Genomic DNA, 23815 nt, shown 5'->3' with positions numbered 1-23815 from the left:
AGCTCTCACTGTACCTATCTTCTCTCCCGAAAGGTGCAATTATGCCAAAACATCCATGGTAAATGAACCTAAAATGCATGTCCTATTCTTCGAGCAGGCTCTTGCGTGGTTCGCTGAACAATTGGTACTGATAATTCCGGTCAAGCTTGACCACACGACGATTCTGACGGCGAATGAGTACCTGCTCCCCGTCCCAGGCTACGACAATGCCTGTCACATCATTGGACTGAATCTCGTCCCGAATCACCCTTACTTTTTCACCCGATAAACGCAGTGCATCCAATTCTGCATCACTGATCATATTCCCGACGCCTACTTTCTCCATAATAATTATTTACAAAAAGAGACCTAAATGAAAAGTCATTTAGGTCTCACGTGACTGTATTGGACTGTCATGTCATTCGAAAGTATGTCCCGACTGAAAGTTACCGCTGCGCGTGCTCTTTGCTGTCGTTCTTCTCAAACCAAAAATCAAGCACTTTGGCGGACATCACACGTTCTTCAAGGTACTCCACTTGATGCGGTGTAAATTGTTCTTTCCAAGAGAAGGACAACTCTTCGCACAAGCCTACAATCGTCAGCAATTCTGACCAGGCAACGTAGCGTTTGTACCAGAAAAATTGAGGATGTTCAATCATATAGGGATAAAGGTCATCGAATTCCGTATGTTTACAATCCAGGGCACGCTCAAAATGTACTTTCGATTCCGCCAGCTTATCAATAAAAAATTGTTCTGTTGCCGGTTGGTTACCCATGGTGTTGCCTCCTCTCCCTAACATAACCCCATTATAAATGAAATCAGCGGTCATGCAAAGGCATTGTTATAAAAATAGGCACTTTTCCCTTTAAAAAGTCATATTTCGTTATCGTCAAATTGCACGGTGCCGTCGTTCAATGAACGAATGCGCACCAACGCTTCAACCGGGATGCCCTGCTCACGAATCGTACGTGCTCCGGCCTGAAAACATTTTTCGACCACGACACCGAATCCAACCAGTTCCGCACCCGAACGTTCAATAATTTTAATAACACCGCGAGCAGCATCGCCATTGGCAATAATATCGTCAATGAACAAAATACGATCATTCTCATGAATATATTCACGGGATACCATAATATCCGTTACGATTCCTTTAGTAAAAGAAGGCACTCTTTCACAGTAGGCATCGGGGTCAGCCAAAAGTGTTTTTTTGCGACGGGCGAATACCAGCGGAACACCCAGTTCATATGCGGCAGCAAAGGCCACCGGAATTCCCGAAGACTCCACTGTAATGACGCGAGTTACACCACTTTCACGGAAACGAGCGGCAAATTCACGTCCCATTTCCATCGTCAATGCAGGATCAATCTGGTGATTCAGCAGACCATCCAGCTTCAGCACCTGATCTGACATGACTACACCTTCTTGTAAAATCCGTTGTTTCAATACTTCCATAATTTGACCTCCCAAGCCTATCCTATGACGTAAAAGTATCATAGATCCGGCTAACAGTTCAAGCGAAATTGCCTTTACTCTTGTCCAGAGCATGTAAATGACCCCATGCCGCACTTCAATTGTCATGACTTTGATGGGTCAAGCATACCTTGTACCATGGCACCCGCATGTCCAAACTATTCAGGGGCCTGAGAGGGGAAACACATGAAACAGGCATTTCGGGTGCTGCAGATCGCATTTACATACATTGGAACGGTAGTAGGAGCCGGCTTTGCAACAGGGCAGGAGATATTGCAGTTTTTTACCCAGTATGGCAAATGGGCCACCATTACCATTGGCTTATCGACCATGCTCTTTGTCTGGTTAGGTACAAAAATGATGCTAATTGCCCATGATACCGGCTCTCGCTCATACGAGGATCTTAACAAGCATCTATTCGGTCAAAAAGCAGGAAATTGGATTACCTGGGTGACTCTCCTGATTCTCATTGGAGTAAACAGTGTCATGTTGGCCGGAGCCGGATCGGTCTTTGTAGAGCATCTGGGACTCCATTACCAGACAGGTCTGATTGTTACTCTTATCGGTACATATCTGCTGCTTGGACGCGGCATTCAGGCCATTCTGCAAATGAACAGTATCGTGGTGCCCATGATGCTCCTGCTTTCCCTCCTTATGATCACCAGCACCATACATCATCCCGGCGCAAACCGATTTATTACCTTAACCACTGACAGCAATCCAATCCAGGTCTGGTTATCGCCTCTGTTGTATACTTCATTCAACCTGGCACTTGCCCAAGCTGTACTCGTTCCGGTGGGGAATCAGATTCGCAGCCGAAAAGTACTGAAATGGGGCGGCGTTCTGGGCGGGATTGGTGTAGGATTCATGCTTATGGCAGCTCACTTTGCCATGTCAGCCCAGATGCCTGGCATCACGCAATTCGAAATTCCAATGGGCAGCATTGCCTTTCAACTTGGATGGGTCGTCCAGTCAATCTATGTATCCCTGATTTTCATGGAAATCTTCAGTACGTTTGTAGCGGATATTTATGGAATGACCCTCCAACTCAGACAGCATGTCCGAGTACATCCCAAACTAATCATCCTGGCTATCATGCTCTTATGTTATTCGCTCAGCCAGTTTGGATTCAGTTCACTGCTCTCTATCCTTTACCCCATTTTCGGCAGTTTGGCACTGTTCTGGGGTACAAAATTAGTAATGGATCGATGGGGAAGCTTTCGCGGGCGCAAAAAACATTTATAACAATGAACGATATGGTTGAATACATCTCTTCCCTTAACATAACAAAAGCCGCTGATAACCCAGCGGCTTCTTTCTTTGCCCTCTCCAGAACCTAATTCTGGCTCGGAAATTGCAAATACATTTTTTTCAGTTCATTGACCGATCTGCCCAGAGAGTAATGGGTTTTGGCTTTCTCACATGCCGAACGAGCCAGCTCATAACGGTACGCCGGGTCAACCATAACCTTCTCCAGCGCTTCTGCCAATGCATACGGATCTTCTGAGGGCACCAGCAAGCCGTTGCTCCCGTTCTCGATCTGCTCTGGTATGCCGCCCACATCTGTCCCTACAAGGGCAAGACAGCTAAGCGCTGCTTCAGCAAAAACAGACCCGAATGCCTCGGCCCGTGAAGGAAGTACAAAGATATCAAAAAATGGCATGAATTCCTCAGGATGCAGCGTATAACCATAAAAGATAGTCTCATTATAAATACCCAGCCGCTGGGCCAATTCTTCCAAATCCGGACGAATCGGTCCGTCCCCAATAATATGAAGCACGTAATCATGTCCCCGGGCTTTCAGCTCGGCACAGGCTTTGAACAGAATATCCAGCCCTTTCGCCGGAACCAGTCGACATACGGTGACCAGTTGTGGTATGGCATTTTCATGGGGGATGGGCTTGAACCTTTTCTCATCAAAACCGTTCGGAATCACACCGATGACATCAGGATACTGCACATAAGGCGCCAGATAACGACGGAAAGAATCCGATACCGTTAATAGTCGCTCTGCCTGATGCTCCAGCTCACCATAGATCGCCAGCAGAAACTGATGCTCCGGTCCTTCCGGCTCAATACGGCCGTTCAGGATTAGCTCTCGCTCATAACTGGAGTGAATCGTTTGAATGAGGGGAACATCCGGGAAAACCTTCTTCATTGCAAGCCCCGCGATCGGGTGATGGGCATGAATCAGATCGTAAGGCTTCTGAATACGCAGCTTGGTCCACCACAAATAATCCCGGTAGGTTTGCATATATTTTTGAACGACAGGGCTATCCTGATACTGGGCCCAATCGAACGTCTCAAACTGGATATCCTCTCTGCCCTTGTTGCGAATTCGCTTAGGCAGCGAGAACAGATCCATCTCCCACCTCGGGGTTGTAAACCTCTCTTGCATATACGGAATCATAGAGGATACACCTCCGGGCTGCTCCGGAGGAAAGAAAAGCGCCTGCAGCAATCTCACCGTTAGTTTCCCCCTTTCTAGCATAAGTCTTTTCAGTACATCTTCCATCATGATATATCAGAACATATGTTCAGTAAAGGTACAAAATGAGATTCCTTATCACTCGGACATTAATAGCTGAATAATAGAATTCATTTCAATATCAATTGTACCATGCTGGTTCTGACGCTGACGACATTACGAATATTGTTAGGTCCTAGCGCACAGCCTTACTTCTGAGTCGTATATACAACATATTCAGGAGATGCTCGGCTAAGAAGCGATATATGAATGGAGAGTTAAACCTCTTTATCGAAATGTCGGTATGCTAATGAAAGCCGGTGAGCGGTGGTTAGCTCCCGGCTTATTACATGTATTTTATATGTTGCATACTGGTTATACAGACAGGCCTGTGGCCGCCTTTTCATATGTACTAAAGCCTTCTGTCTCTCCCACAAAGGTATAGCCATTACGCTTATAGAATTCGTTCAATGTTGCGTTATCCGCACCGCAATCCAATCGAACGATGTGTTTATCCTCAAACTGTATCCCGCTGCTGGACCATTGCAAAATCGACCGTCCCAAACCACTCTGAGCATATTTTCTACGTATCGCTAATCGGTGCAGATAAAGTGCGCCATCCCCGGCATGCGCTTTGCTTCCCCATAAGTGCACATCCCATGCGCTTGGCTGGCTCATTAAAATTACCATGCCAGCTACGTCAGAACCCTTCTTAAATACAAATACGTCCCCACGCTGAATCGCCTCTGCCGTATTATGGGAATCCTCACCCTTTAACAACGCATTCCACTGAGAAGATCCCTGGCTCCGCAGCCATTCGGCTGTTTCCATGAGCAGGGACATCACATCCTCCGTGTCTTCCGGCTGAGCCTGCAATGCTTTAAATTCATCATTAATGTAGTCTGTTGTGATACTGAACGAGTGCTTCATGATTCTCCTCCACTTCCAGGTCTCTCTTAAACTAATGGTACTATACCGGGAAATGACTTTTTCGTCAAAAAGACAACAAAAAAGGTAAGAGGATGTCCCTCTTACCCATCTATCTTCGCTTCATCAATAATTTGATTCCGGTATAACATCGTGAGATGTAATGTATCAAATTCAAGCTCTTTGTCCAGCTCCTGCATCAGAACTTCAACCAGACTCTTTCGCTGAGCACTGGTGCCAGGAACCTCGTAATCCATATAGCCTGACAGATCCGCATATGAGGTATCAATCGTTGCTGTACCGACAGGTAATCCTCCGCGTTCTTGCAGATACAGTTCATATACGCGAAATTCCCGATCTTTGCGCACCAACATGACGTAACAGGCTTCTTCAGCAGCTTCAATCTCTTCCAGATCTTCTGGATACTCGATCTCTACCTCATCCGCAAAATCCCGGTGCACCCATTCCAAGGATTCCAGTTCCTGCCCCTGATGCCACATGCGAATTGTAATGGTGTCGATTATTTCTTCATCCAGCTCTCGTACCAGCAGCTCAGCAGCAGCATCCTGATAACTTTCTGCGGGCTCATCATACCAATGTATTTCACCCTGTACATCCGCACCATATTGTTTCAGAGAGGCTTCCGCCACTTCCTGTCCATTCGCGTCATTAAATACATAGGTGGATATGCTGCGTCCTGCGCTTACCATTTCCATCTCCAGCATATGTTCCGGGTCTTCATATGTAAATGATTCGGCTTGTGAACCGGGGATTACGTGTACTTCATTTACAGCAGCTCGATTACTCTTTCCATCCGCATTATACGTATCATCAGACTGCGACGACTGAATTAGCAGATCCGTATGGGACTCTGGCTTCTGTAACACAGAATACAGTGTACCGCAGCTCACAAGCACTTCATATTCAGCAGCACTTACCGCATCCGCAAGAGAACGAATATATTCGTGCACCTTCTCGACAATAACCTGTTCTGACTCGTCAGGTAACGAATTCTGCTCCATTTGAAGGCTGCCGGATACCCGATCCCCTTCCCTGAACACTAGCAGAAGCGAACCCGCATATTGACCGTCCACCATAATATCCTGCACTTCGCCACCTGATGTGCGAAGATCAGGAATCAGCTCTATTTTCAGTTCCATGTACCTGTCCCCCTTAGTTCCTAACGTTATTCTGTTAGGATGCCCTTGAGAGCGGTAGTTTATAAGATAAAGCGTCTAATCCGATTTAAGGGCACATTGTTAGACGGACAACACATATTTTTGGATAGCGTGAGCTACACCCTGATCGTTGTTTGAAAGTGTAACCTCATCCGCAGCTGCCTTAACTTCCTCCGGGGAATTGTCCATCGCAATCCCTTTGCCTGCAAAGGTCAGCATTGTGATGTCATTGTAGTAGTTACCTACCGCCATGATCTCGGAAGGAAGGATTCCTTTGGCTTCAGCCAATCTTTTGAGAGCTGCACCTTTGGAAGCTTCGGGATGCATCAGATCAATGAAAAAATCACCGCTGCGTGTCATATAATAAGGAAGATTCCAGGTCGACCACTCCTGTTGCACCGCGTTCATCTGCTCGATTGATCCAAACGCAGTGAATTTGGCAAGTGGCTCTGTCATATCCGCCCACTGTGGTAACTTTAATGGCTCTGCCATGAAGTTTTGATACATCTCGCGTACCTGCAACTCCAAACCTTCCGGTTGATCCACGTAAAGTCCAAACGCCGTGTTGATATCAAAATGCACACCTTGCGTTCGGCAGTATGTTATGAAAGGCTCCAGTCCCTGTCCATCCATCGCAAAATGGTGCACCACTTCACGAGTCTCGACCTGTGCCGTTACCGCTCCATTATGTGTAATGACATATCCGTCAAGTCCCATCTGCTCCATAAATGGAATCGTATTCGCTGGACCTCTGCCTGAACACAGGACAATCTCGGCTCCCTGACGGGAAGCACGAATTAAGGTCTCTTGCGTCATTTCGGTAAGTTCATGATGATCATTAAGCAGCGTTCCATCGACATCCAGTGCGATTAATTTAATTGTCATTGTCTTCATTCCTTATCTGTAAGAGAGTCGCACCCACCCAAACCCTCCCTTCCGAGGGAGGGCCCCAGAGGGCTCTGCCCTCTGGACTCCCGCTTTGTTAACCGGCGGCGGGTGGGATCTTGCTATGTGACGGTTGACGTAGGAGCGCTTGATTGCCGGTCCCTCCGCTTGACAGCGGCGGTCCCGCCCAAGCTTAAGCGGGACCATTACGGGCAGGGCTTCGCCCCCTGCCCGGCTCCCTGCTCCGCTTCGCGAAGGGCGGGAGCTGTTGCGCCTGGGGCGCGGTGGGCAGCGCTTCGCTCCCTGCCCGGCTCCCTGCTCCGCTTCGCGAAGGACGGGAGCTGTTGCGCCTTCGGCGCGGTGGGCAGCGCTTCGCTCCCTGCCCGGGCTCCCTGCTCCGCTCCGCGAAGGGCGGGAGCTGTTTACTTCCGCAGAAGGTCTAATTCTTCTGCGGTTAGCTCGCGATAGCTGCCAATTTCCAGATTGGCATCCAGCTCCAGGTCACCCATGGCTACACGTTTCAAATAAACCACACGTTTGCCAACGGCCTGGAACATTCTTTTCACCTGATGGAACTTGCCCTCATGAATGATGAGTGAAATGGAAGAGAGTACGCCCTCTTCGGTCTCCTCACAATGAAGTACAGTCAGCTCCGCAGGCAAAGTCTCATATCCATCATCCAGCTGAATGCCGGCTTTGAATCGTTGCACATCTTCTTCATCAACGTTCCCTTGCACACGGGCTTCATACGTCTTGGGTACATGTTTGCGGGGGGATAACAAATCATGCGCAAGTGGACCGTCATTCGTTAGAATAAGAAGGCCCTCTGTATCTTTGTCCAGTCGTCCCACCGGGAATGGATCGAAGACACGATCTTCTTTACGCAGCAGGTCAATTACCGTTTTATCCCGATTATCTTCAGTTGCCGACACCACGCCAGGTGGTTTGTGCAGCATCAGGTAGATCATTTCCCGATACATGATCCGCTCTCCGTCAGCTTCAATCACGTTCACGTCCGGATTGACCTGCACACCGCTATCTTTCACCGGTTTACCGTCCACACGAATTCTGCCCTGCTTCACCATCTTTTTGAGTTCACTTCGTGACCCCACACCCATATGGCTCAATATTTTATCCAGACGCAGCGTTTGTTTGCCTTTTCCATTCATACCGATGTCCACCTCCAGCCTGCCGGATATTCATTCTTCAGTACACCATCCAGCCATTTCCCCCAGCCGGCAGCGAAACCATCCACACATACCAGTACGTAACCTTTGGCTACCGTATCTGCTTTGCGTTCTACACGCGATTCTTCGATGTTCAACGTCTCTCCCTTGAGGTACCTTACGGCTTCTCCGTTAGCGGATGATAGATTGATGAATCGCTGCGACTCTGTTGTATGCAAAGCACATGCCAGCGGATGAGAGGGCACAAATCGCCCATTCTTCATGTTACCCATAAACCATCCTGGCCGTATAACCTTGAGCCCTTCCAGACGAGCAGCACCCACAGAAGATTGATACACCCGATCGCCGTAATACACCGTTTCTCCAGCAAGCTCGATTTCCAGATTTTCTTGTACAAATTGAGCATATACCGTTCCAGGATCGACACTCGCCTGGTCGGTTCCTCGACCCTGACCCCGTTCGTTTTTGCGGCCACCTCGTTCGTTTCCTTTACCCGGTTTTCCCTGAGTCCTGCCACCACGTGAACTCCTGTCATTGTCATTGCGTTCCCTGGATTCGGTTCTCATGAGACGTTCCCGTTTCCGTTCTTCTTTCGTAAGAGGTGGGGATACATGGATAGATCGGTCCTCGGATTCACCGGGATGCGTGAAATCTCTATCCACTGCCTGTCCTGTCTGGACTTCACTGTTCGCTTCACGACCTGCATCTTCTTCGGCCATAGATTGCGCACGATGCTGCAATACAGCAACATAATGTCCCTCCCCCTCCAACAGATGAGGCCATAACCTCGCAGTGCCGCGTGTTTGGTCCAGCACAGATTCCGTCTCTTCTGCTGTCTCAGGCAACATCTGACGCACCCAATCCGGGCGCCCTGGAGCAAATCCTGCAGTATCAGGGATGTTATTCACCACAAAATCAGGATTGATGTTCAGAAACTCCGCAATCATCGCTTCATTTTCCTCTGGTGCAAAAGTACATGTGGAATATACTATCGTTCCTCCTGGAGCAAGGAGCCTGGCTGCCGTCTCCAAAATATCGCGCTGCATCAGCACACATTTTTCCACCGAATGATGTTCCCAGGATTTCACCATGTCCTCATCTTTGCGGAACATGCCTTCACCCGAGCAAGGAGCATCGATTAACACTTTATCAAAATAATGAGGAAATGCTTTCGCAATTCGCTCAGGTGACTCGTTCAATACAACGGCATTACGTACCCCGTACAATTCCACGTTTTTGGCGAGAGCCTTCGTTCGTTCCCCATGGATATCATTCGTAACAAGTACACCTTTCCCCTGAAGCTTGGCTGCGATCTGGGTTGATTTCCCGCCAGGAGCCGCGCACAAATCAAGCACACGTTCCCCAGGCTGCACGTCCAATAACTCCACAGGGGCCATGGCACTTGGTTCCTGAATATAATACAAGCCGGCATGATAATAAGGATGTAACCCCGGCTTAACCCCGTGAGGCACATAAAAACCCGTTCCGCACCACGGAATGGGTCGCATATCAAATGGAGCAATTTCCTTGAATTGTTCCAGCGATATTTTCAGCGTATTCACTCTCAGCCCCGCATGTGGCGACTGCTCATAAGATTTCATAAATTGTTCAAATTCATCGCCTAACAAGCTTTTCATTCGCTCGGCAAATATCGAAGGCAGCTGTACAGCCATAATCCCACTCATCCTGTCTTGTTAAAATTGCATATAGTTCTATGTTATCATATCCGGGCATGGCTTTCCTATTGATTCATACGTATTCCACTACAGCGTGTAATGTAGTATAATGGCAAGTAGATTGATTGATGTGCAAAAATTCGGGTGTTTATGCATATTATCCCATCCTGTATTTTTGCCAAAACTATATTTCGATATGATCGATGGGGGATGTCTTAATGAAATCCAAGAAGAAAAAGAAAAGTGCTGCGATCCTTATTTTCCTGGGTGTTTTCATCGTAATGATTGCCGTACTCGTTCTGGTGAATCAGCAATCCAAGAAACAGATGGATAGCGTGCAAAATGCCTATGGCATCGCCGCTTCCAAGCTTAATCCCGCAACACGCGAATTGCTGGACGATCCGAACTACCAACAAATTATTTTGCCTGATGATCTGAAAGCCAGAATTAATAACAAAGATAGCTTCTTTGTCTATTTCTTCGCCTCCGACTGCTCACACTGCCGTGCGACAACACCTCAGCTGATGCCATTGGTGGACAGTGAAGGCATCGAGCTTCCTCAGTTCAATCTGCGGGAATTCGATTCCGGTTGGACTGATTATAACATTGAGTACACACCGACTCTGGTATATTATCAGGATGGTGTGGAGAAAGACCGCATGGTTGGCGGACTGCAGGAAAATGGCAGTGACAATGGTTATACTTTGGATGACTACAAGCAATTTTTCGAGAAATATAAGGGCAGTGCCACTCCATCAGCAAGCTAATCGTATATCCCCATAATATCGAACACCCCGGCCAATTCCTCTAGAGGAGCTGTCGGGGTGTTTTTTATCAAGTCATATGTTGGACACTATGTTATTGATCAAGTGAATGATGACTTTCCATGACAAGCTTACTCGCTCTGCTAGTTCTGTTCCTGCTGCAATGCTTTCATCTTCTCTTCATAGATTCGTCCACGTGTAGGACTTCGGCGTTGGGGAATATTGGGCTTCAGTTCAAGGGCTCGTTCCCGAATCTTCTGAACCAGCACCTCATCCTTAATTTGAATGTGCAAATCTCTGTAAGGAAATTTCTGTGGCTCAGCACCCGAAAGTCCATCAACCAGTTCCTGTACTTCTTGCACCAACGGCCCAAGGGCAATGCCTCGCGCAGTTTCCGGATAGGACTTCAGCAGATCTATCGAACTCTGTAACATCATACGTCCCCCACGAAGGTTCGCATTTCTGAAATGGTACAGCCCCACTGCGATTTGCAGTAATCCTTTGTACAGAGCATCCCGATCACGTTCAAGCCACAGCTCTTCCAATACCTCATGGCATTCAAAGTAGTCCTGATCGCGATTGAAGTAGATTAGATAGTCAACATACAGCGGCTCATAGCTGCTCATCCGGGTTTTCGCCCTTTCTCGCCGCATTCAGAAGTGCTTTCACATCATCTAGAAGGTCTTTCAACCCTTCCATATCATGACGCTCCCAGCAGTCATTGAAGCGCTTTTGTGCCTCTATCGCTTCATTCACGAGATGGTAGAAATACAACTGATGTATGATTTTCAGCGTTCTTGATACGATATTGGAATCATCCTCAAAAGCCTTTTGCGCCTCCAGAATTTGCAGACGGATCGCCGACATTTCATTATCGAGTACAAAAGCGGCTTCAGCCGTTTTTTTCAACCTTGCCCTCATATCATCAGGCAGGCTCTCCCGAAACTTGTAACTCAAGGAGTGTTCAATAGTAGCCCAGAAGTTCATCGCCAACGTCCGAATCTGAATCTCGGCCAGCACGTTCTTCTGTCCAAGGGCTGTTTGAACAGGATACTCAATAATCATATGGAAACTGCGGTAGCCGCTCTCTTTGAAATTGGTGATATAATCTTTCTCGATTAATACCGTCAAATCCTTACGACCGCGAATATACTCGGCTACCCGCCGAATATCATCTACAAATTGACACATAATGCGGATACCTGCAATATCCTCAATGCCCGTTTCCACCTGATCAAGCGGCACATTCAGGCGTCTGGATTTCTCCAGAATGCTGGATATTTTTTTGACACGACCGGTAACGAATTCGATCGGGGCGTATTCTTCCCTTTTCTTAAGCTCCGCCCGCATCGTTTTAAACTTAACTTTCAATTCCTCTACCGCTTGTTCATAAGGAAGTAAAAATGTACCCCAGTCTCTACCGTCCATGCTTATGCCTCCTGTCTCTATAGCTTCCCCTGTTCTTATCCATTATACATGATGTTAAGCGGGGGGAAGAGTCCCGTACGACATTACCCTCTTCCACGCTTCTAATTTCCAGTTCGGGGAACTTCGAAACAACGCTTAACGATGCTCTGCACCGACAGCTTCCGATATATGGCTGTAACCGTCTTTGCGCAGCAACTCACGCAGTCCGGCATGAATCCGCCGATTCACTTCAGGTCCTTCATAGATTAATGCCGTATAAATTTCCACCAGGCTGGCTCCAGCTTTAATCTTTTCGTAAGCATCTTCGCTAGTGAAAATGCCACCCGATCCGATGATCGGCAGCTTGCCTTCAGTCTGGCGATAGATCTGACGAATGATTTCCGTGGAACGGTCACGCAGCGGTTTGCCACTTAGTCCACCTGTCTCTTTGGCATGTTGATGGGACAGTCCGTCTCGGCTGATCGTTGTATTCGTTGCAATGATTCCGGCAACCCCACTATCTGCAATGGTACTTACCATATATTCAAGCTCCTGGTCATTCACATCCGGTGCAATTTTGACCAGCACCGATTTAACGGCACCGCCCGCTCTTTTGCGCTGCGTCTCCATCTCATTCATGACAGCAGCAAGCAATTCCTTCAATTCATTCCCATGTTGCAGATTACGCAAATCCGGTGTATTTGGTGAACTAATATTCACCACAAACAGGTCCGCATAATCGTACAGCGCCCGAATGCATTTTTCATAATCCAGATGCGCTTCTTCATTTGGAGTCGCTTTATTTTTACCTATATTTACGGCCACTGGAATTCGGCGCTCCGTAAGGCGTGCCAATTCACCCGCCATCGCTTCCGCTCCGAGATTATTGAAGCCCATCCGGTTCACCAAGGCCTCATCGGGAGGCAGGCGAAATAAACGCGGCTGGTCGTTGCCAGGCTGTGCAAGCGGTGTGACTGTGCCTACTTCCATGAAGCCAAACCCAATGGAAGAAAAGCCTGTTACAGCCTGTCCGTTTTTGTCCAAACCGGCAGCAAGGCCTACAGGCGTAGGGAAGTGGCAGCCAAACATATCCACAGCCAGATCCGCTGTTTCACGCACGCCATACATGACACGCAAACCGGATGGAACCGGGCGAATACTCCCCATTCCGCTGAGGCCGCCGATAATTAGATGATGGGCCTGCTCAGGGTCCATTTTGAACAACAAGGGTTTAGCAAGACTTCTGTATAACAAATCACTCACTCCGTTCTGGTCCGGTACGCTGAAAAAACTGCTTTCCGTCTTTTTCATATGTAAAAAAACACTCTATACACAAGTCTATCCGTTTCTTCTGCAAAAGGAAAGTAGTTTGAGCATAGACAGAAGCATTTAGCTTAAACTCTAAGCGCTCACAAGAAATCCACCCGCCTACTGGAAATGACGAGTTGAATTCTTTACAATGGGAGCATGGCTAGATCGATAGTAGCCTTATTCCATGAAGGAGGAACAGCCCATGGCTCCCAAACGCAAACCACCTACTTTGCAGCAAAAGAAAGATGAGGTCAACCGGAAAGCCATTATCTGGACGGCAGCCAGCGTCGGTGGACTGATCATTATCATTGGTGCGCTTATTATTATCGCCAACCTGTAAATGCTCCAACCGACTGTTTCTGCATCTACATACCAATCCAGCTTGGATTTTACGTTTTCTTCTGTCTGAATCACTTGTTTTTCGTTTAATTCAACCAATGATACGTCTTATTCGGATTACTTTGCTTGGGAACAAGTGTGTACCGGTAGCGATCCTTTGCTTCTGGAATAACAGCTGCCTCTGGCAGCAAATCTTTCCCGATGCGTACCGGAGTTCCCTGAGGAGCAAGCGCAAACAGCTCTTCCACATCTTCAGTACTCATCCTCACACATCCAAGGGATTCATCCAGCCCGATACTGTTTGGCTCGTTGGTCCCATGGATGGCATAATTCGTGTCAGATAACTGCATTCCTCTACTCCCAAATTCGCCGTTGGAGCGACCATTTGGATTAACAACCTTGTCTGATATTACAAACGAACCCTCTGGCGTGCGATCTCCCCCAAGCCCCACCTCGTAATTCCGAATAATCGTGTTACCGCTAATCAGTGCAAGCTTATGTCTGCTCTTGTCCACAATAATCTCAAGCCGATCCTGCAAAAAAGGCTTTCCGCCTAACGTATCCACAAATGCAGCGTTTTTGCCTTGCGTCGAATCTGAAATCGCACGCGCTCCTTCATCTCTGTTCTTCCCGTTCCCCATTTCCCCTTGCTGATGCATGGCTAGTAGTGCCGGGAACATCCGGGTCATGCCTGGTGCAGTTTCTCCCAGAATATTATCAGGAAAGGGCTGGGCAAGCTGTGCCACATTCTTCGGCCAGGTTCCATTTTGTTTTTTATATGTAATCATTGCACTTGACAGCGCTGCCGCGGATTCCTGTTTCGCTGTCCAGGCTTGTGCCAGCCGCTTGATCTCTTGTGATACTTCGGGTGGTTCACAATTACACTGCTTGGCATCATAACTCTGTGCGGTTAATTTGCCATTGCTGTTGGTCTGTACGATGTATTTCACCGACATATTTCGCTTCCACAACGTCCAGTTACCAGCAACCTGCATCCCAAGCACAGCTGATGTCTGCACTTTCGGACGAGACCCCGACCATGCAGCTGCCAATGCAGCTTCACCCTGGTCACCTCCACCGAATGCCGCTGCTGTAAACACATTGGAATTCACTACAGGAGCCGGATCATCTGCCGGGCTATCTCCTGATTTGTCTGTGGAATCATCCGTCGGTTCCAACGCCGAGGCCAAGACATCTGCCGCATCACGATTGAATCCAGGAGCATCTGCAGGGGGTAATCCTGCCAGTACAAGCAGCATCAGCAGAGTGAGCCACATCTTGCGAACACGATGTTTTTTCTCCTTTTGCTCAGCCACCTCGACCAGCTTCTCCTGATAATCCACCCATATATCTGCCGGTGCCTTGCTTCGCTCGAAAGCTTCGTAGACTTCACCCGCCTGCTGAAAACAATAGTTCGCCTTGGCCTCCTGCCCTTCACCCAAATATTCCTTACCGAGTAAATACCAGGCCATTTTATTATCTGGATGTTTCTTTACATATGTTCGTAAATGAGTATTTTGCATCCGATCCTCCATCATTTCGCCGTATTCCGTTTCTTTCTATATCGGCAATTGATGATAAGAAATCCATAGGACTTGAGTACCCGGATCGAAGCCTCAATATTCGACAAAAAAGCACACTCCCCTGTCCCAAAGACAGAAAAATGTGCTTTTGTATATTCATATGAAAGGAATTAGCCTTCTTTATTGAAAGGTTCATCCGCTACTTTAATGGAGTCCGTAGGGCAGCCGTCGCAAGCATCCTGCATGTCGTCGAACAAGTCATCCGGAATTGCTTTGATCCCTTTGTTGGCATCCCCATCGAAAATTACTTCTGCCAAACCTTCATCATCATAGTCATAAATGTCTGGCGCCGTTGCTCCACATGCTCCGCACGCAATACATGTATCCTTTTCAACCCAAGTAAATTTACTCATTACCTATCTCTCCTCCTATTATTCAAAAACGTACAGTATTTTTATCTAGAAACATATTAATACAAAGTAAGAGTTATTACAAATCATTTTAACAGCCTCAAGACTCCATTATGCCCTATTTAATCAAGACTTTGCAAATTATCTTTTTGCAGCGAAGTTCCCCGCACTTTATGATTGCGTAGTAATACGGAAGGATCATCCCCCAGCATTCCAGCTGTAACGATTGCATTTTCGCCAAATTTGTCACGTAATTGATCCATAATGCGAATCAGGTTTTCCTTCTTCGGCTTCTGCTCATATTCAAACAGATCAAGCTGTATCGCCGACTCCTCGCGCGGGATTAGCGTTTGAAGGGTTACTCCCAGCATACGAACCGGCTTGCCCCCGCCCCAATGTTTCGCAAACAAAGCACAGGCTTCCCGGTATATGACCGACGCATCTTCAGTAGGCACTTCCATCATGCGTGATCTCGTAATGGTCTTCATATCCGGTGTACGAATCGTAATCTGAATGCCCTGACTGAGCATTTCGTGCTTGCGCAACCGTCTCGCAACCTGGTCACTTATATTCAGTAACACCCGATGCACATCATCCATTTCAGATATATCCGCAGGTAACGTTGTCGTGTGTCCAATCGATTTGTTTGCTTCACGTTCAGCCTGAACTGCTGAATGATTAATGCCGTTTGCTGAATTTTTTAACCAAGAGCCATTGATTCCAAACACATCGGTTAACATCCGCTCGTCTGATTTGGCCAACTGTCCTATCGTTTCAATGCCCAGCTTCTTCAGCTTTTCGGCTGTTTTTTTACCAATGCCAAACATCTCGTTACACGGTCTATGCCATAAAATCTGAGGCACATCTCTCATCCGCAAAATCGAAATGCCATTAGGCTTTTTCAAATCAGAGGCCATCTTGGCAAGCAGCTTGTTGGGTGCGATTCCGATTGAACAAGGCATCCCCAATTCATCCCGGATTCGGTTCTGAATACTCTCTGCAATTTCCAGCGGTGTACCGAACTGTTTGGACCCTGTAATATCGAGGTAACATTCATCGATCGAGGTCGCTTCGAGCAGCGGCGTATAACTGTAAGCTATTTTCATGAATTCTCTCGAATACCTTCGATACAAATGAAAATCCGGTCGAATCACTATTAAGTCAGGACACTTCTTCAGCGCTTGATGAACGACCATGCCTGTGGAGATGCCCCTTCTGCGAGCTGTGTACGAACAAGTTACAATGACGCCTTTGCGCACTTCACTGCTGCCAGCAACGGCGGTCGCTTTTCCTCTATATAATTCCGGTTCCTCAGCTTCATGTACAGAACAATAAAAAGCATTCATATCGACATGCAGTATCACTCGTCCGGCGGCAGGATAATATCGATCTACGTTCATGTTATTATTCGTTTGGTCTAAAGACATGATCTACCACCGCCCTTTCTTATACACTATTCCTCGAAAAACATTCTCTTATCTATTATATCAAAATACCTTATGTAAATATCATTCATATCCCCTTATTTTCGAAGAGATTTAACGATCATTCGAATGACACCCCACACGGCAACGACCATAATAGCGATCAAAATGAAAGAAATGATTATATTCTCCCAGACAATAGTCATCCTCTTCCCTCCATTTATGCAGAGCAAATTTAGAATCCATATTCAATCCCGGAATAGCTGCATATAGATGAAGCATAACATATTACAAGACTACTGTTTACAACACACTCTACTCTACAATCCATCATTTGTTACACCAAATGGTGAATTCGATGTAGCATTTGGCGATAATGGTGCTATAATAATTAATTATACAAATTCACGATTTTAGGACAAATCTACACTTTGAATTTAATACAGTGTAGCGTTACAGAATCGAAGGATTCGTCACCCATATGATCAACCGTTTTTTTTCAAACACACCATTAAACTTTCTAAAAAAAGCGCTTCATCTTAAAGGAGGATCTTCATGTCAAAGGCCATCTCCATCTTCGATACGACTTTACGTGACGGCACACAAGGGGAGGGAGTCAGCTTATCGGCAGATGACAAGCTCAAAATTGCCAAGAAGCTTGATGACCTCGGTGCTCATTATATTGAAGGCGGAATTCCCGGCAGTAACACCAAGGACATTGAGTTTTTCAAAAGAGTCAAGGAATTGAACCTGAATGCCAAAATTGTCGCTTTTGGCAGCACGCGTCGTAAAGGCAGCATCGCGAGTGAAGACGCCAATTTGAAGCGCATGATTGAATCAGGTGCTCAGGCAGCGACGCTGGTTGGTAAATCATGGGATTTTCACGTGCACACAGCTTTGCAAACCACTTTGGAAGAAAACCTGTCCATGATCTACGATTCTATTGCCTACCTGAAACAAAACGGCATGGAAGTCATCTTTGATGCAGAGCATTTCTTCGACGGATTCAAGCACAACCCGGATTATGCACAGGCCGTGCTGACCAAAGCCCATGAAGCCGGAGCGGACTGGCTTGTGATGTGCGATACCAATGGCGGAACGATGCCACATGAAGTATATGAGATCGTATCCACACTGGCTGGGCGCCTTCCACAAGCTCAATTGGGTATTCATACACATAATGATTGTGAACTTGCTGTCGCCAATACGTTAAGCGCTGTACAAGCTGGGGCCAGACAGGTCCAGGGTACAATGAACGGTTATGGAGAGAGATGCGGTAACGCCAACCTCGCTTCCATTATCCCTAATTTGCAACTGAAGCTTGGATATGAATGCGTGTCTGAGGATTCGATGCGACAACTCACAAATGTGGCCCGTTACGTTAGCGAGATTGCCAATGTAAATATGCCGATCAATCAGCCATATGTCGGAAATGCAGCTTTCGCCCACAAGGGTGGCATCCACGTCTCAGCTATATTGCGTGATTCGCGAACCTACGAACATATCGCGCCCGAGCTTGTAGGGAACAAACAGCGTGTACTCGTCTCCGAACTGGCAGGACAAAGCAACATCGTGTCCAAAGCACAGGAACTGGGTCTTGAATTCGATCCGAGCAGTGCCAATTCACGTCAGATCATTGAGAAGATCAAAGATCTGGAACATCAGGGTTATCAGTTCGAAGGCGCCGATGCCTCGCTTGAATTGTTGATTCGTGAAGCCAACGGTGACATGAAAGAATTGTTTACCTTTGAATCGTTCAAGATGCTTGTTGAAAAAGTGGCTGGAAAGTCTGTTGTTTCGGAAGCCTTTGTTAAACTTAACGTAGGCGGGACAAGTGCTTATACTGCGGCTGAAGGCAATGGTCCAGTCAATGCACTGGATAACGCACTTCGTAAAGCCCTTGTGCAATACTTCCCTTCCCTTGCCAACATGCATCTCTCCGACTATAAAGTACGTGTTTTGGATGAAAAAGACGCTACCGCAGCGAAGGTTCGTGTATTAATTGAATCCAAAAACACCGAAAACACGTGGAATACGGTCGGTGTATCCGAGAACGTGATTGAAGCGAGCTGGGAAGCACTTGTACACAGTTTCCGTTATGCCCTTCTTCAGGAAAAATTGCAGCACGAGCCTGATGTAGTCAACATACCTGCTCACGGACTAAGCAACCATTAATGCATATTTCCCGGAAAATAAAAGAAGCGCCTGTCTCCAATAAACATTGGAAGACGGGCGCTTTTGCTTCTCGCTTGGCTAATTCGCAATTAATTCCTTAATTTTGCGCTCCAGCTCTTTTTCTGGCAGAATCCCCAGGATAATTTCCTGAATGACACCTCTGGAGTCAATCAGTACATTCGTCGGAAAAGCGATACCGTTATATTTGGCATATGCTGTTCCGTCTTCATCAAGCAAAATAGGGAACGTCAGTTTGTATTCATCCACAAAGGCTTTGGCATCCCTGATTTTATCGTACGTGGTTACATTCACACCGTACAGATCCAGTTTGTCTTTGTATTTTGCTGCCAATGTATTAAGCTCAGGAGCCTCCTGCTTGCACGGTTCACACCAGGATGCCCAGAAACTGACGAAGATGGCCTTTTCCTTGGCTCCGTCTACAGAGTAGGTTTTCCCATCCATGGCGTGCAAAGAGAAGGCTGGTGCCAGTAAACCCGCCTTTGGCCCCGTCTCTGTGGGCATCGGCTCCTCTTGCTTAAACACGGCTGCAATTCCGTTGTCTGCATTTTGAGCCAAAGCAATGCCCACAAGCAATACAACACCCAGCAGTATGTATATGTTTCGTTTCATGGCCAGCCACCCTTTTATTTGATCAGCACATCTAACGCAAATGCAGCAGATGGTAACGCTTTTTTGGACTTAATCCAAATGCGTTCTTTCATATTGTACCCTGTTCCTTTAAAATTTTACAATCCGGGTTAAACAAAATAAAATTAAAAAAGGACTCCTGCCGAAGCAGGAGCCAAAGAGAGAGGGGTGAATACAAATGGCAGCACTTCACGAGCAGCAGAACAGCTTCTACATCCCCCGCTCCGTAGAGCAAGAAATGTCTAAGCATATGTTCGCATCGCTGCCAATGGAAGCCTGCGGGGTTGTGCTGGGTGAAGCCGCAGCGGGCGGCATACGAATCAGTCGGTTTCAGCCGATTCGTAACGTAGCGCCTGACCCGCTGCACCATTTCTCGCTGGATGATGCAGACTGGATTCGTTGTGTGTTCAATGAGCCACAATTAATCGGACTCTTTCACTCCCACCCCCGAACCACGCCCATTCCTTCCAACGAGGATCTGCGTAACCTACCGATTTTCGCCGGATTACTCCAGGTATATCTTATCGGGTCGCCTGACCTTAATGCTGAATCACAACCAAAGATGCTTCTAAACGGTTATCAGATCCACACAGGTCCTGATTCATCCATTGGAATGGCCCATGTCCATTCTTACAGCTTACAGGCCGCCCAGCTATGCGTGACTTAACTGGGTGTACAGATCGCCCAATGTGTTTACCTTTTGATGAGTCATATCCTCCAGATAACAGGACCATAATTGTGCAGTCATTTTGGCATCCTCCAAGGCGTGATGGCGTCCATAGATTGGAATGCCTCTGGATTCCAGCAATTCATCCAGCCCATAGCCTGTTCTGCTCGGTTCAAGCCAACGCGCCAGCATCATCGTATCAATGAGCCGGTGCGTGAGCCTTACTTTGGATGTCCGCCATAAGGCCGCATTCAGAAAAGCCCGGTCATGCGCGCTTGCATGAGCAACCAGTACACTCCCGCCAACAAAAGACATGAAATCATGCAAGCCTTCCAGCAGCGACGGAGCTTCCAGCGTCATTTCCTGTGTAATTCCTGTTAATTCGGTAATGTGTTCCGGAACGGTAACTTTGGACTGAACCAACGTATAGAACTGCTCATTCTCCAGCATGACACCGCCATGAATGCGCACCGCCCCAAAGGAAAGAATCTCATCCCCATGCTGGGGAGAGAAGCCTGTCGTTTCCAGATCAAATACGACCGCATTCAACTCGTTCAAGGGCGTGTGCAGCACCTCGGGTCTGCGCTGTTCTCTCATCATCGAACGGATAAACGCCATATGTTGCGCCGTAGGGGCTCCCATTATGGAAGCGATGGCGGAAGGAACCCCTCCCTGGCGCAGCGAATTCCAGAATCCAGTATTGCCCCTTGCCGGCTCTCTCATGGACGTCTCCTTTCTGCAAACCGAAGTTGTCTTTGCAGCGCACGATGTACTCGCCGCACCAACCCTAACGTATCCCGGAGCTCATAAAGCATTTGTTTTTCCTTCAACTGTTTCTCATTCAGGAAACCACCGCTATGCTGCAATCCATGTTTAATCACAATAGGTGTACTGCGTCGGAGCCTCAAAGCTGTCATAAATGCACGCTGAGCTGCATCCAGCAAAGTAAGCGGAACTGCTTCAAGCGAAACCAACCTCTGAATTCGCTTGAGCGTGGATGTTTCCTTGATACCATGCTGCAAAGCCAGAAAACGCGCACTGTTCACCAGTGGAATATACAAGCCGTATTTCACATCAAACCCACCTGCATGTTCACCGAATCGTTCGGTCACTACCCGTCCGAGGATGTTGAGTGTCGCCTTGTGTTTAACGGTATTACGCAGCACGGCATCGGAAAGCTCAGGAACTGACCTGAACCCTTCATAAAACGCAGAAATCCATTCCTCCGCCAGCTCAGGCTCACCCGCAACAAAACGCATGTCTGAAGCGATAATCAAATTGCGAACCGGCTCCCATGACAGATCCGATCCCCATGCTTTCAGTTGTTCCTTCCATGATTCCAGCGTTTTCCTCCATAAAGACTCAGAACACATCACTTTGCCTTCACATTTGGCATAGCCTAGTTCCTCCAGCATATCGGTCATTCGAAGTCCGAGTTCGGCAAAATATGTTTCTTTATCCTCATGCGGGGTATCGCTGATTATCATGCCATTGTCCTGATCACTCCATAACGTCGCTTCCTGCCTGCCGGAACTGCCAAAAACGATAAAGGCATAGGGGACGGGAGGTCGGCCTAGGCCTTCCTCTACCATCCCCTGGATGCATAACTCTACTGCGCGCCGAGCAACCCGGTCATGCAGTTCATTTACCGTCTGGTACCATTCAATCGGCGACAAGGAAGCGGACAACAGTTCCAGGAGCTCATTCTGCAATATAACACGTGCCTGGCGCAGTTCTTGAGAAGATGCCGCACCATCTATTCCCTGATAGGACCAGGATTGATTTATATACGGGATGGGTTCCATCATGTCCAGCCTCCTTGAAGCATGATTCAGCAATCATTCCTCTTAGGAGCTGAACGTACCGCCATTGGATTTCGTTTCACCATTTTTCATTTGTTCAGGGTACCCGTAAGTTCCATGCTCACTTAAATCCAGACCCATCGTCTCTTCTTCTTCCGTTACACGGATTCCCATGACAGCTTTCATACCACCGAGAATAATGAAGGACATGATCAGTACGAAGGCAAATGCACCTGCCAGACCCAAAAGCTGAACACCCAGTTGGTGGAAACCACCGCCATAGAACAGACCCGCTTGACCTACGCCTGCATTCTCAGCAAGTTCCGGTGTTGCGAACAAACCTGTGGAGATTGCTCCCCACATACCGGCAATACCGTGTACAGAGAAAGCATAGATTGGATCGTCAATTCCTTTGCGCTCAAAGTATTGAGCTGTGAAGAATGTGATAATACCAGCCAGAGCACCAATAACCAGAGCTGCCCATGGTTCAACGAAAGCACAAGCACCTGTGATGGCAACCAGTGCCGCGAGCACACCATTCAGCATGCTAGGAATATCGGATTTACCCAATACAGCCCATGAGATTAACAGTGCAGCAACACCACCCGCAGCCGCAGCTACGTTTGTAGTTAATGCCACATAACCGAAGAATCCATCACCCATAGCAGATAATGTACTACCTGGGTTGAAACCGAACCAGCCGATCCAGAGGATAATTACACCCAGTACGGAGTAAACCTGGTTATGACCTGGAATAATGTTAGGTTTACCATCTTTGTTATACTTGCCGATACGCGGCTTCAACAGGATCGTTGCTACCAGTGCAGCAGTTGCACCCGTCAAGTGGACAACTGTGGAGCCTGCAAAATCTTGCATACCAAGCTCAGCCAACCAGCCGCCGCCCCATACCCAGTGAGCAACAACCGGATACATAATAATGGTATACAGCGTACCGAAAACGATATATACACTCATCTTTGCACGCTCTGCCATACCACCGCAGGCAATGGCCAGGGATACCGCTGCAAAGGCAAGGTGGAATACAAATTTGATTGTTAGCGGAACATCAGAGAAGGCCAGTGATTCGAACGAAGCAGCCATTCCGTCCCCACTCAGGAAAAATCCGGTTGTTCCAAAGAAACTGTTACCATTGCCGAAACCAAGACCGAAGCCCAGAGCCCAGAAGGCAATAACCGAAATTCCCAATGTCAGGATAGTTTTTCCTGCAATGTGTCCTGCGTTTTTCATTCGAGTCGAACCTGCTTCAAGTAGAGCAAATCCCCCTTGCATCAGGAAAACGAGCACAACAGCCAGAAACGTAAAGGCTGAGTTCAGACCGCTTTGAAGTTCGATGTTAGTCGGCCCCTCCGCAGCTGCAAATGCGCTGACCGGGAAAGCCAGTAACGTGAGCATTATTAACACCGACACCAACCATTTCTTTTTCATATACCCCACTCCCTCTTGTGTTAGGTTTATTCACATATCGTGAAACTCTTAATGCCATTATAAGCAGAAGACAGGAAAGTTGACAAGAGTATTTTCATCAAAACTGAAAAATATTTCTGGGAATAA

The 23815-nt window shown here is 47.4% G+C and carries 24 protein-coding genes; 5 read left to right on the top strand and 19 right to left on the bottom strand.

Annotated elements, in window-relative coordinates; genetic code table 11:
• Positions 1 to 82: 82 nt before the first annotated feature.
• The 3 genes from P364_RS0106145 to P364_RS0106135 all read right to left on the bottom strand — a co-directional run bounded on the left by P364_RS0106145 (position 83) and on the right by P364_RS0106135 (position 1435).
• The gene (locus P364_RS0106145; protein WP_024629267.1) at positions 83 to 301 is read right to left on the bottom strand and encodes a hypothetical protein; all 219 of its coding nucleotides are present in this window, start codon (positions 299 to 301) and stop codon (positions 83 to 85) included.
• A 124-nt stretch (positions 302 to 425) separates the two neighbouring features.
• Positions 426 to 755: a hypothetical protein gene (locus tag P364_RS0106140; protein ID WP_024629266.1), complete on the bottom strand. Its 330-nt coding sequence runs from the start codon at positions 753 to 755 to the stop codon at positions 426 to 428.
• 98 nt (positions 756 to 853) lie between these two features.
• Complete coding sequence (locus P364_RS0106135; RefSeq protein ID WP_024629265.1) at positions 854 to 1435, bottom strand: xanthine phosphoribosyltransferase; 582 nt, start codon at positions 1433 to 1435, stop codon at positions 854 to 856.
• A gap of 204 nt (positions 1436 to 1639) precedes the next feature.
• Here P364_RS0106135 and P364_RS0106130 point away from each other — a divergent pair, with 204 nt between their 5' ends.
• Positions 1640 to 2698 carry a YkvI family membrane protein gene (locus P364_RS0106130; RefSeq protein WP_024629264.1) on the top strand — a complete coding sequence of 353 codons (1059 nt, stop codon included), beginning with the start codon at positions 1640 to 1642 and terminating at the stop codon, positions 2696 to 2698.
• Between the two features lie 91 nt (positions 2699 to 2789).
• Here the strand turns inward: P364_RS0106130 and P364_RS0106125 are convergent, their stop codons facing one another.
• The 6 genes from P364_RS0106125 to P364_RS0106100 form a co-directional block, all read right to left on the bottom strand.
• Positions 2790 to 3920, bottom strand: coding sequence for a glycosyltransferase family 4 protein (locus tag P364_RS0106125; RefSeq protein ID WP_024629263.1), 1131 nt, complete (start codon positions 3918 to 3920; stop codon positions 2790 to 2792).
• A gap of 375 nt (positions 3921 to 4295) precedes the next feature.
• Complete coding sequence (locus tag P364_RS0106120) at positions 4296 to 4850, bottom strand: GNAT family N-acetyltransferase (RefSeq protein WP_029880766.1); 555 nt, start codon at positions 4848 to 4850, stop codon at positions 4296 to 4298.
• A 101-nt stretch (positions 4851 to 4951) separates the two neighbouring features.
• Positions 4952 to 6007, bottom strand: a complete 1056-nt coding sequence (locus tag P364_RS0106115; protein ID WP_024629261.1) for a hypothetical protein — start codon at positions 6005 to 6007, stop codon at positions 4952 to 4954.
• A gap of 99 nt (positions 6008 to 6106) precedes the next feature.
• On the bottom strand, positions 6107 to 6910 hold the full coding sequence (locus P364_RS0106110; protein WP_024629260.1) for a Cof-type HAD-IIB family hydrolase: 804 nt from the start codon (positions 6908 to 6910) through the stop codon (positions 6107 to 6109).
• A 422-nt stretch (positions 6911 to 7332) separates the two neighbouring features.
• Positions 7333 to 8079, bottom strand: a complete 747-nt coding sequence (locus P364_RS0106105) for a pseudouridine synthase (RefSeq protein ID WP_024629259.1) — start codon at positions 8077 to 8079, stop codon at positions 7333 to 7335.
• Entirely contained in the window at positions 8076 to 9770 is a 1695-nt protein-coding gene (locus P364_RS0106100) for an RsmB/NOP family class I SAM-dependent RNA methyltransferase (RefSeq protein ID WP_024629258.1), read from the bottom strand. The genes P364_RS0106105 and P364_RS0106100 overlap by 4 nt, the downstream gene beginning before the upstream one ends.
• 221 nt (positions 9771 to 9991) lie before the next feature.
• On the opposite strand from P364_RS0106100, the gene P364_RS0106095 reads away from it, so the two are divergent.
• Positions 9992 to 10540 carry a thioredoxin family protein gene (locus P364_RS0106095; protein WP_024629257.1) on the top strand — a complete coding sequence of 183 codons (549 nt, stop codon included), beginning with the start codon at positions 9992 to 9994 and terminating at the stop codon, positions 10538 to 10540.
• Between the two features lie 140 nt (positions 10541 to 10680).
• Here the strand turns inward: P364_RS0106095 and P364_RS0106090 are convergent, their stop codons facing one another.
• The 3 genes from P364_RS0106090 to P364_RS0106080 form a co-directional block, all read right to left on the bottom strand.
• The gene (locus P364_RS0106090; protein WP_024629256.1) at positions 10681 to 11163 is read right to left on the bottom strand and encodes a DUF309 domain-containing protein; all 483 of its coding nucleotides are present in this window, start codon (positions 11161 to 11163) and stop codon (positions 10681 to 10683) included.
• Positions 11150 to 11965, bottom strand: coding sequence for a GTP pyrophosphokinase (locus P364_RS0106085; RefSeq protein ID WP_024629255.1), 816 nt, complete (start codon positions 11963 to 11965; stop codon positions 11150 to 11152). Before P364_RS0106085 ends, P364_RS0106090 begins: the two co-directional genes overlap by 14 nt.
• Positions 11966 to 12100: 135 nt before the next feature.
• Entirely contained in the window at positions 12101 to 13198 is a 1098-nt protein-coding gene (locus P364_RS0106080) for a quinone-dependent dihydroorotate dehydrogenase (RefSeq protein ID WP_024629254.1), read from the bottom strand.
• 259 nt (positions 13199 to 13457) lie between these two features.
• On the opposite strand from P364_RS0106080, the gene P364_RS37735 reads away from it, so the two are divergent.
• Entirely contained in the window at positions 13458 to 13595 is a 138-nt protein-coding gene (locus P364_RS37735; RefSeq protein WP_162842436.1) for a hypothetical protein, read from the top strand.
• A gap of 85 nt (positions 13596 to 13680) precedes the next feature.
• Here the strand turns inward: P364_RS37735 and P364_RS0106070 are convergent, their stop codons facing one another.
• The 3 genes from P364_RS0106070 to P364_RS0106060 all read right to left on the bottom strand — a co-directional run bounded on the left by P364_RS0106070 (position 13681) and on the right by P364_RS0106060 (position 16954).
• Positions 13681 to 15117, bottom strand: coding sequence for a L,D-transpeptidase family protein (locus P364_RS0106070; RefSeq protein WP_024629253.1), 1437 nt, complete (start codon positions 15115 to 15117; stop codon positions 13681 to 13683).
• 170 nt (positions 15118 to 15287) lie between these two features.
• Complete coding sequence (locus P364_RS0106065; protein ID WP_024629252.1) at positions 15288 to 15530, bottom strand: ferredoxin; 243 nt, start codon at positions 15528 to 15530, stop codon at positions 15288 to 15290.
• Between the two features lie 119 nt (positions 15531 to 15649).
• Positions 15650 to 16954, bottom strand: a complete 1305-nt coding sequence (locus tag P364_RS0106060) for a DNA polymerase IV (RefSeq protein WP_081717915.1) — start codon at positions 16952 to 16954, stop codon at positions 15650 to 15652.
• Positions 16955 to 17506: 552 nt separating this feature from the next.
• Between P364_RS0106060 and cimA the strand changes: the two genes are divergently transcribed.
• Entirely contained in the window at positions 17507 to 19126 is a 1620-nt protein-coding gene (cimA, locus tag P364_RS0106050; protein ID WP_024629250.1) for a citramalate synthase, read from the top strand.
• 78 nt (positions 19127 to 19204) lie between these two features.
• Here the strand turns inward: cimA and P364_RS0106045 are convergent, their stop codons facing one another.
• Positions 19205 to 19756 carry a TlpA family protein disulfide reductase gene (locus P364_RS0106045; RefSeq protein WP_024629249.1) on the bottom strand — a complete coding sequence of 184 codons (552 nt, stop codon included), beginning with the start codon at positions 19754 to 19756 and terminating at the stop codon, positions 19205 to 19207.
• Between the two features lie 196 nt (positions 19757 to 19952).
• Between P364_RS0106045 and P364_RS36055 the strand changes: the two genes are divergently transcribed.
• Positions 19953 to 20441: a Mov34/MPN/PAD-1 family protein gene (locus tag P364_RS36055; RefSeq protein ID WP_024629248.1), complete on the top strand. Its 489-nt coding sequence runs from the start codon at positions 19953 to 19955 to the stop codon at positions 20439 to 20441.
• On the opposite strand, the gene P364_RS0106035 is transcribed toward P364_RS36055, so the two are convergent.
• The 3 genes from P364_RS0106035 to P364_RS0106025 are packed head-to-tail and all read right to left on the bottom strand — an operon-like array spanning position 20427 to position 23689.
• Entirely contained in the window at positions 20427 to 21164 is a 738-nt protein-coding gene (locus tag P364_RS0106035; RefSeq protein WP_024629247.1) for an exonuclease domain-containing protein, read from the bottom strand. The genes P364_RS36055 and P364_RS0106035 overlap by 15 nt on opposite strands.
• Positions 21161 to 22255, bottom strand: a complete 1095-nt coding sequence (locus P364_RS0106030) for a DUF294 nucleotidyltransferase-like domain-containing protein (protein ID WP_024629246.1) — start codon at positions 22253 to 22255, stop codon at positions 21161 to 21163. Before P364_RS0106030 ends, P364_RS0106035 begins: the two co-directional genes overlap by 4 nt.
• Positions 22256 to 22288: 33 nt before the next feature.
• Positions 22289 to 23689: an ammonium transporter gene (locus P364_RS0106025; RefSeq protein ID WP_024629245.1), complete on the bottom strand. Its 1401-nt coding sequence runs from the start codon at positions 23687 to 23689 to the stop codon at positions 22289 to 22291.
• Positions 23690 to 23815: the final 126 nt, after the last annotated feature.

Origin of the sequence: Paenibacillus sp. MAEPY2, assembly GCF_000499205.1 — a bacterium.
Lineage (GTDB): Bacteria > Bacillota > Bacilli > Paenibacillales > Paenibacillaceae > Paenibacillus > Paenibacillus vandeheii.
Note: the sequence above shows the minus strand (reverse complement) of the source record. Positions and strands in the feature narration are given on the sequence as shown.

Coding starts and splice junctions, on each gene's coding strand:
- P364_RS0106145 (WP_024629267.1), bottom strand. CDS start 301: ATGATCAGTGATGCAGAATTGGATGCACTGCGTTTATCGGGTGAAAAA.
- P364_RS0106140 (WP_024629266.1), bottom strand. CDS start 755: ATGGGTAACCAACCGGCAACAGAACAATTTTTTATTGATAAGCTGGCG.
- P364_RS0106135 (WP_024629265.1), bottom strand. CDS start 1,435: ATGGAAGTATTGAAACAACGGATTTTACAAGAAGGTGTAGTCATGTCA.
- P364_RS0106130 (WP_024629264.1), top strand. CDS start 1,640: ATGAAACAGGCATTTCGGGTGCTGCAGATCGCATTTACATACATTGGA.
- P364_RS0106120 (WP_029880766.1), bottom strand. CDS start 4,850: ATGAAGCACTCGTTCAGTATCACAACAGACTACATTAATGATGAATTT.
- P364_RS0106115 (WP_024629261.1), bottom strand. CDS start 6,007: ATGGAACTGAAAATAGAGCTGATTCCTGATCTTCGCACATCAGGTGGC.
- P364_RS0106110 (WP_024629260.1), bottom strand. CDS start 6,910: ATGACAATTAAATTAATCGCACTGGATGTCGATGGAACGCTGCTTAAT.
- P364_RS0106105 (WP_024629259.1), bottom strand. CDS start 8,079: ATGAATGGAAAAGGCAAACAAACGCTGCGTCTGGATAAAATATTGAGC.
- P364_RS0106100 (WP_024629258.1), bottom strand. CDS start 9,770: ATGGCTGTACAGCTGCCTTCGATATTTGCCGAGCGAATGAAAAGCTTG.
- P364_RS0106095 (WP_024629257.1), top strand. CDS start 9,992: ATGAAATCCAAGAAGAAAAAGAAAAGTGCTGCGATCCTTATTTTCCTG.
- P364_RS0106090 (WP_024629256.1), bottom strand. CDS start 11,163: ATGAGCAGCTATGAGCCGCTGTATGTTGACTATCTAATCTACTTCAAT.
- P364_RS0106085 (WP_024629255.1), bottom strand. CDS start 11,965: ATGGACGGTAGAGACTGGGGTACATTTTTACTTCCTTATGAACAAGCG.
- P364_RS37735 (WP_162842436.1), top strand. CDS start 13,458: ATGGCTCCCAAACGCAAACCACCTACTTTGCAGCAAAAGAAAGATGAG.
- P364_RS0106070 (WP_024629253.1), bottom strand. CDS start 15,117: ATGCAAAATACTCATTTACGAACATATGTAAAGAAACATCCAGATAAT.
- P364_RS0106065 (WP_024629252.1), bottom strand. CDS start 15,530: ATGAGTAAATTTACTTGGGTTGAAAAGGATACATGTATTGCGTGCGGA.
- P364_RS0106060 (WP_081717915.1), bottom strand. CDS start 16,954: ATGTCTTTAGACCAAACGAATAATAACATGAACGTAGATCGATATTAT.
- cimA (WP_024629250.1), top strand. CDS start 17,507: ATGTCAAAGGCCATCTCCATCTTCGATACGACTTTACGTGACGGCACA.
- P364_RS0106045 (WP_024629249.1), bottom strand. CDS start 19,756: ATGAAACGAAACATATACATACTGCTGGGTGTTGTATTGCTTGTGGGC.
- P364_RS36055 (WP_024629248.1), top strand. CDS start 19,953: ATGGCAGCACTTCACGAGCAGCAGAACAGCTTCTACATCCCCCGCTCC.
- P364_RS0106035 (WP_024629247.1), bottom strand. CDS start 21,164: ATGAGAGAGCCGGCAAGGGGCAATACTGGATTCTGGAATTCGCTGCGC.
- P364_RS0106025 (WP_024629245.1), bottom strand. CDS start 23,689: ATGAAAAAGAAATGGTTGGTGTCGGTGTTAATAATGCTCACGTTACTG.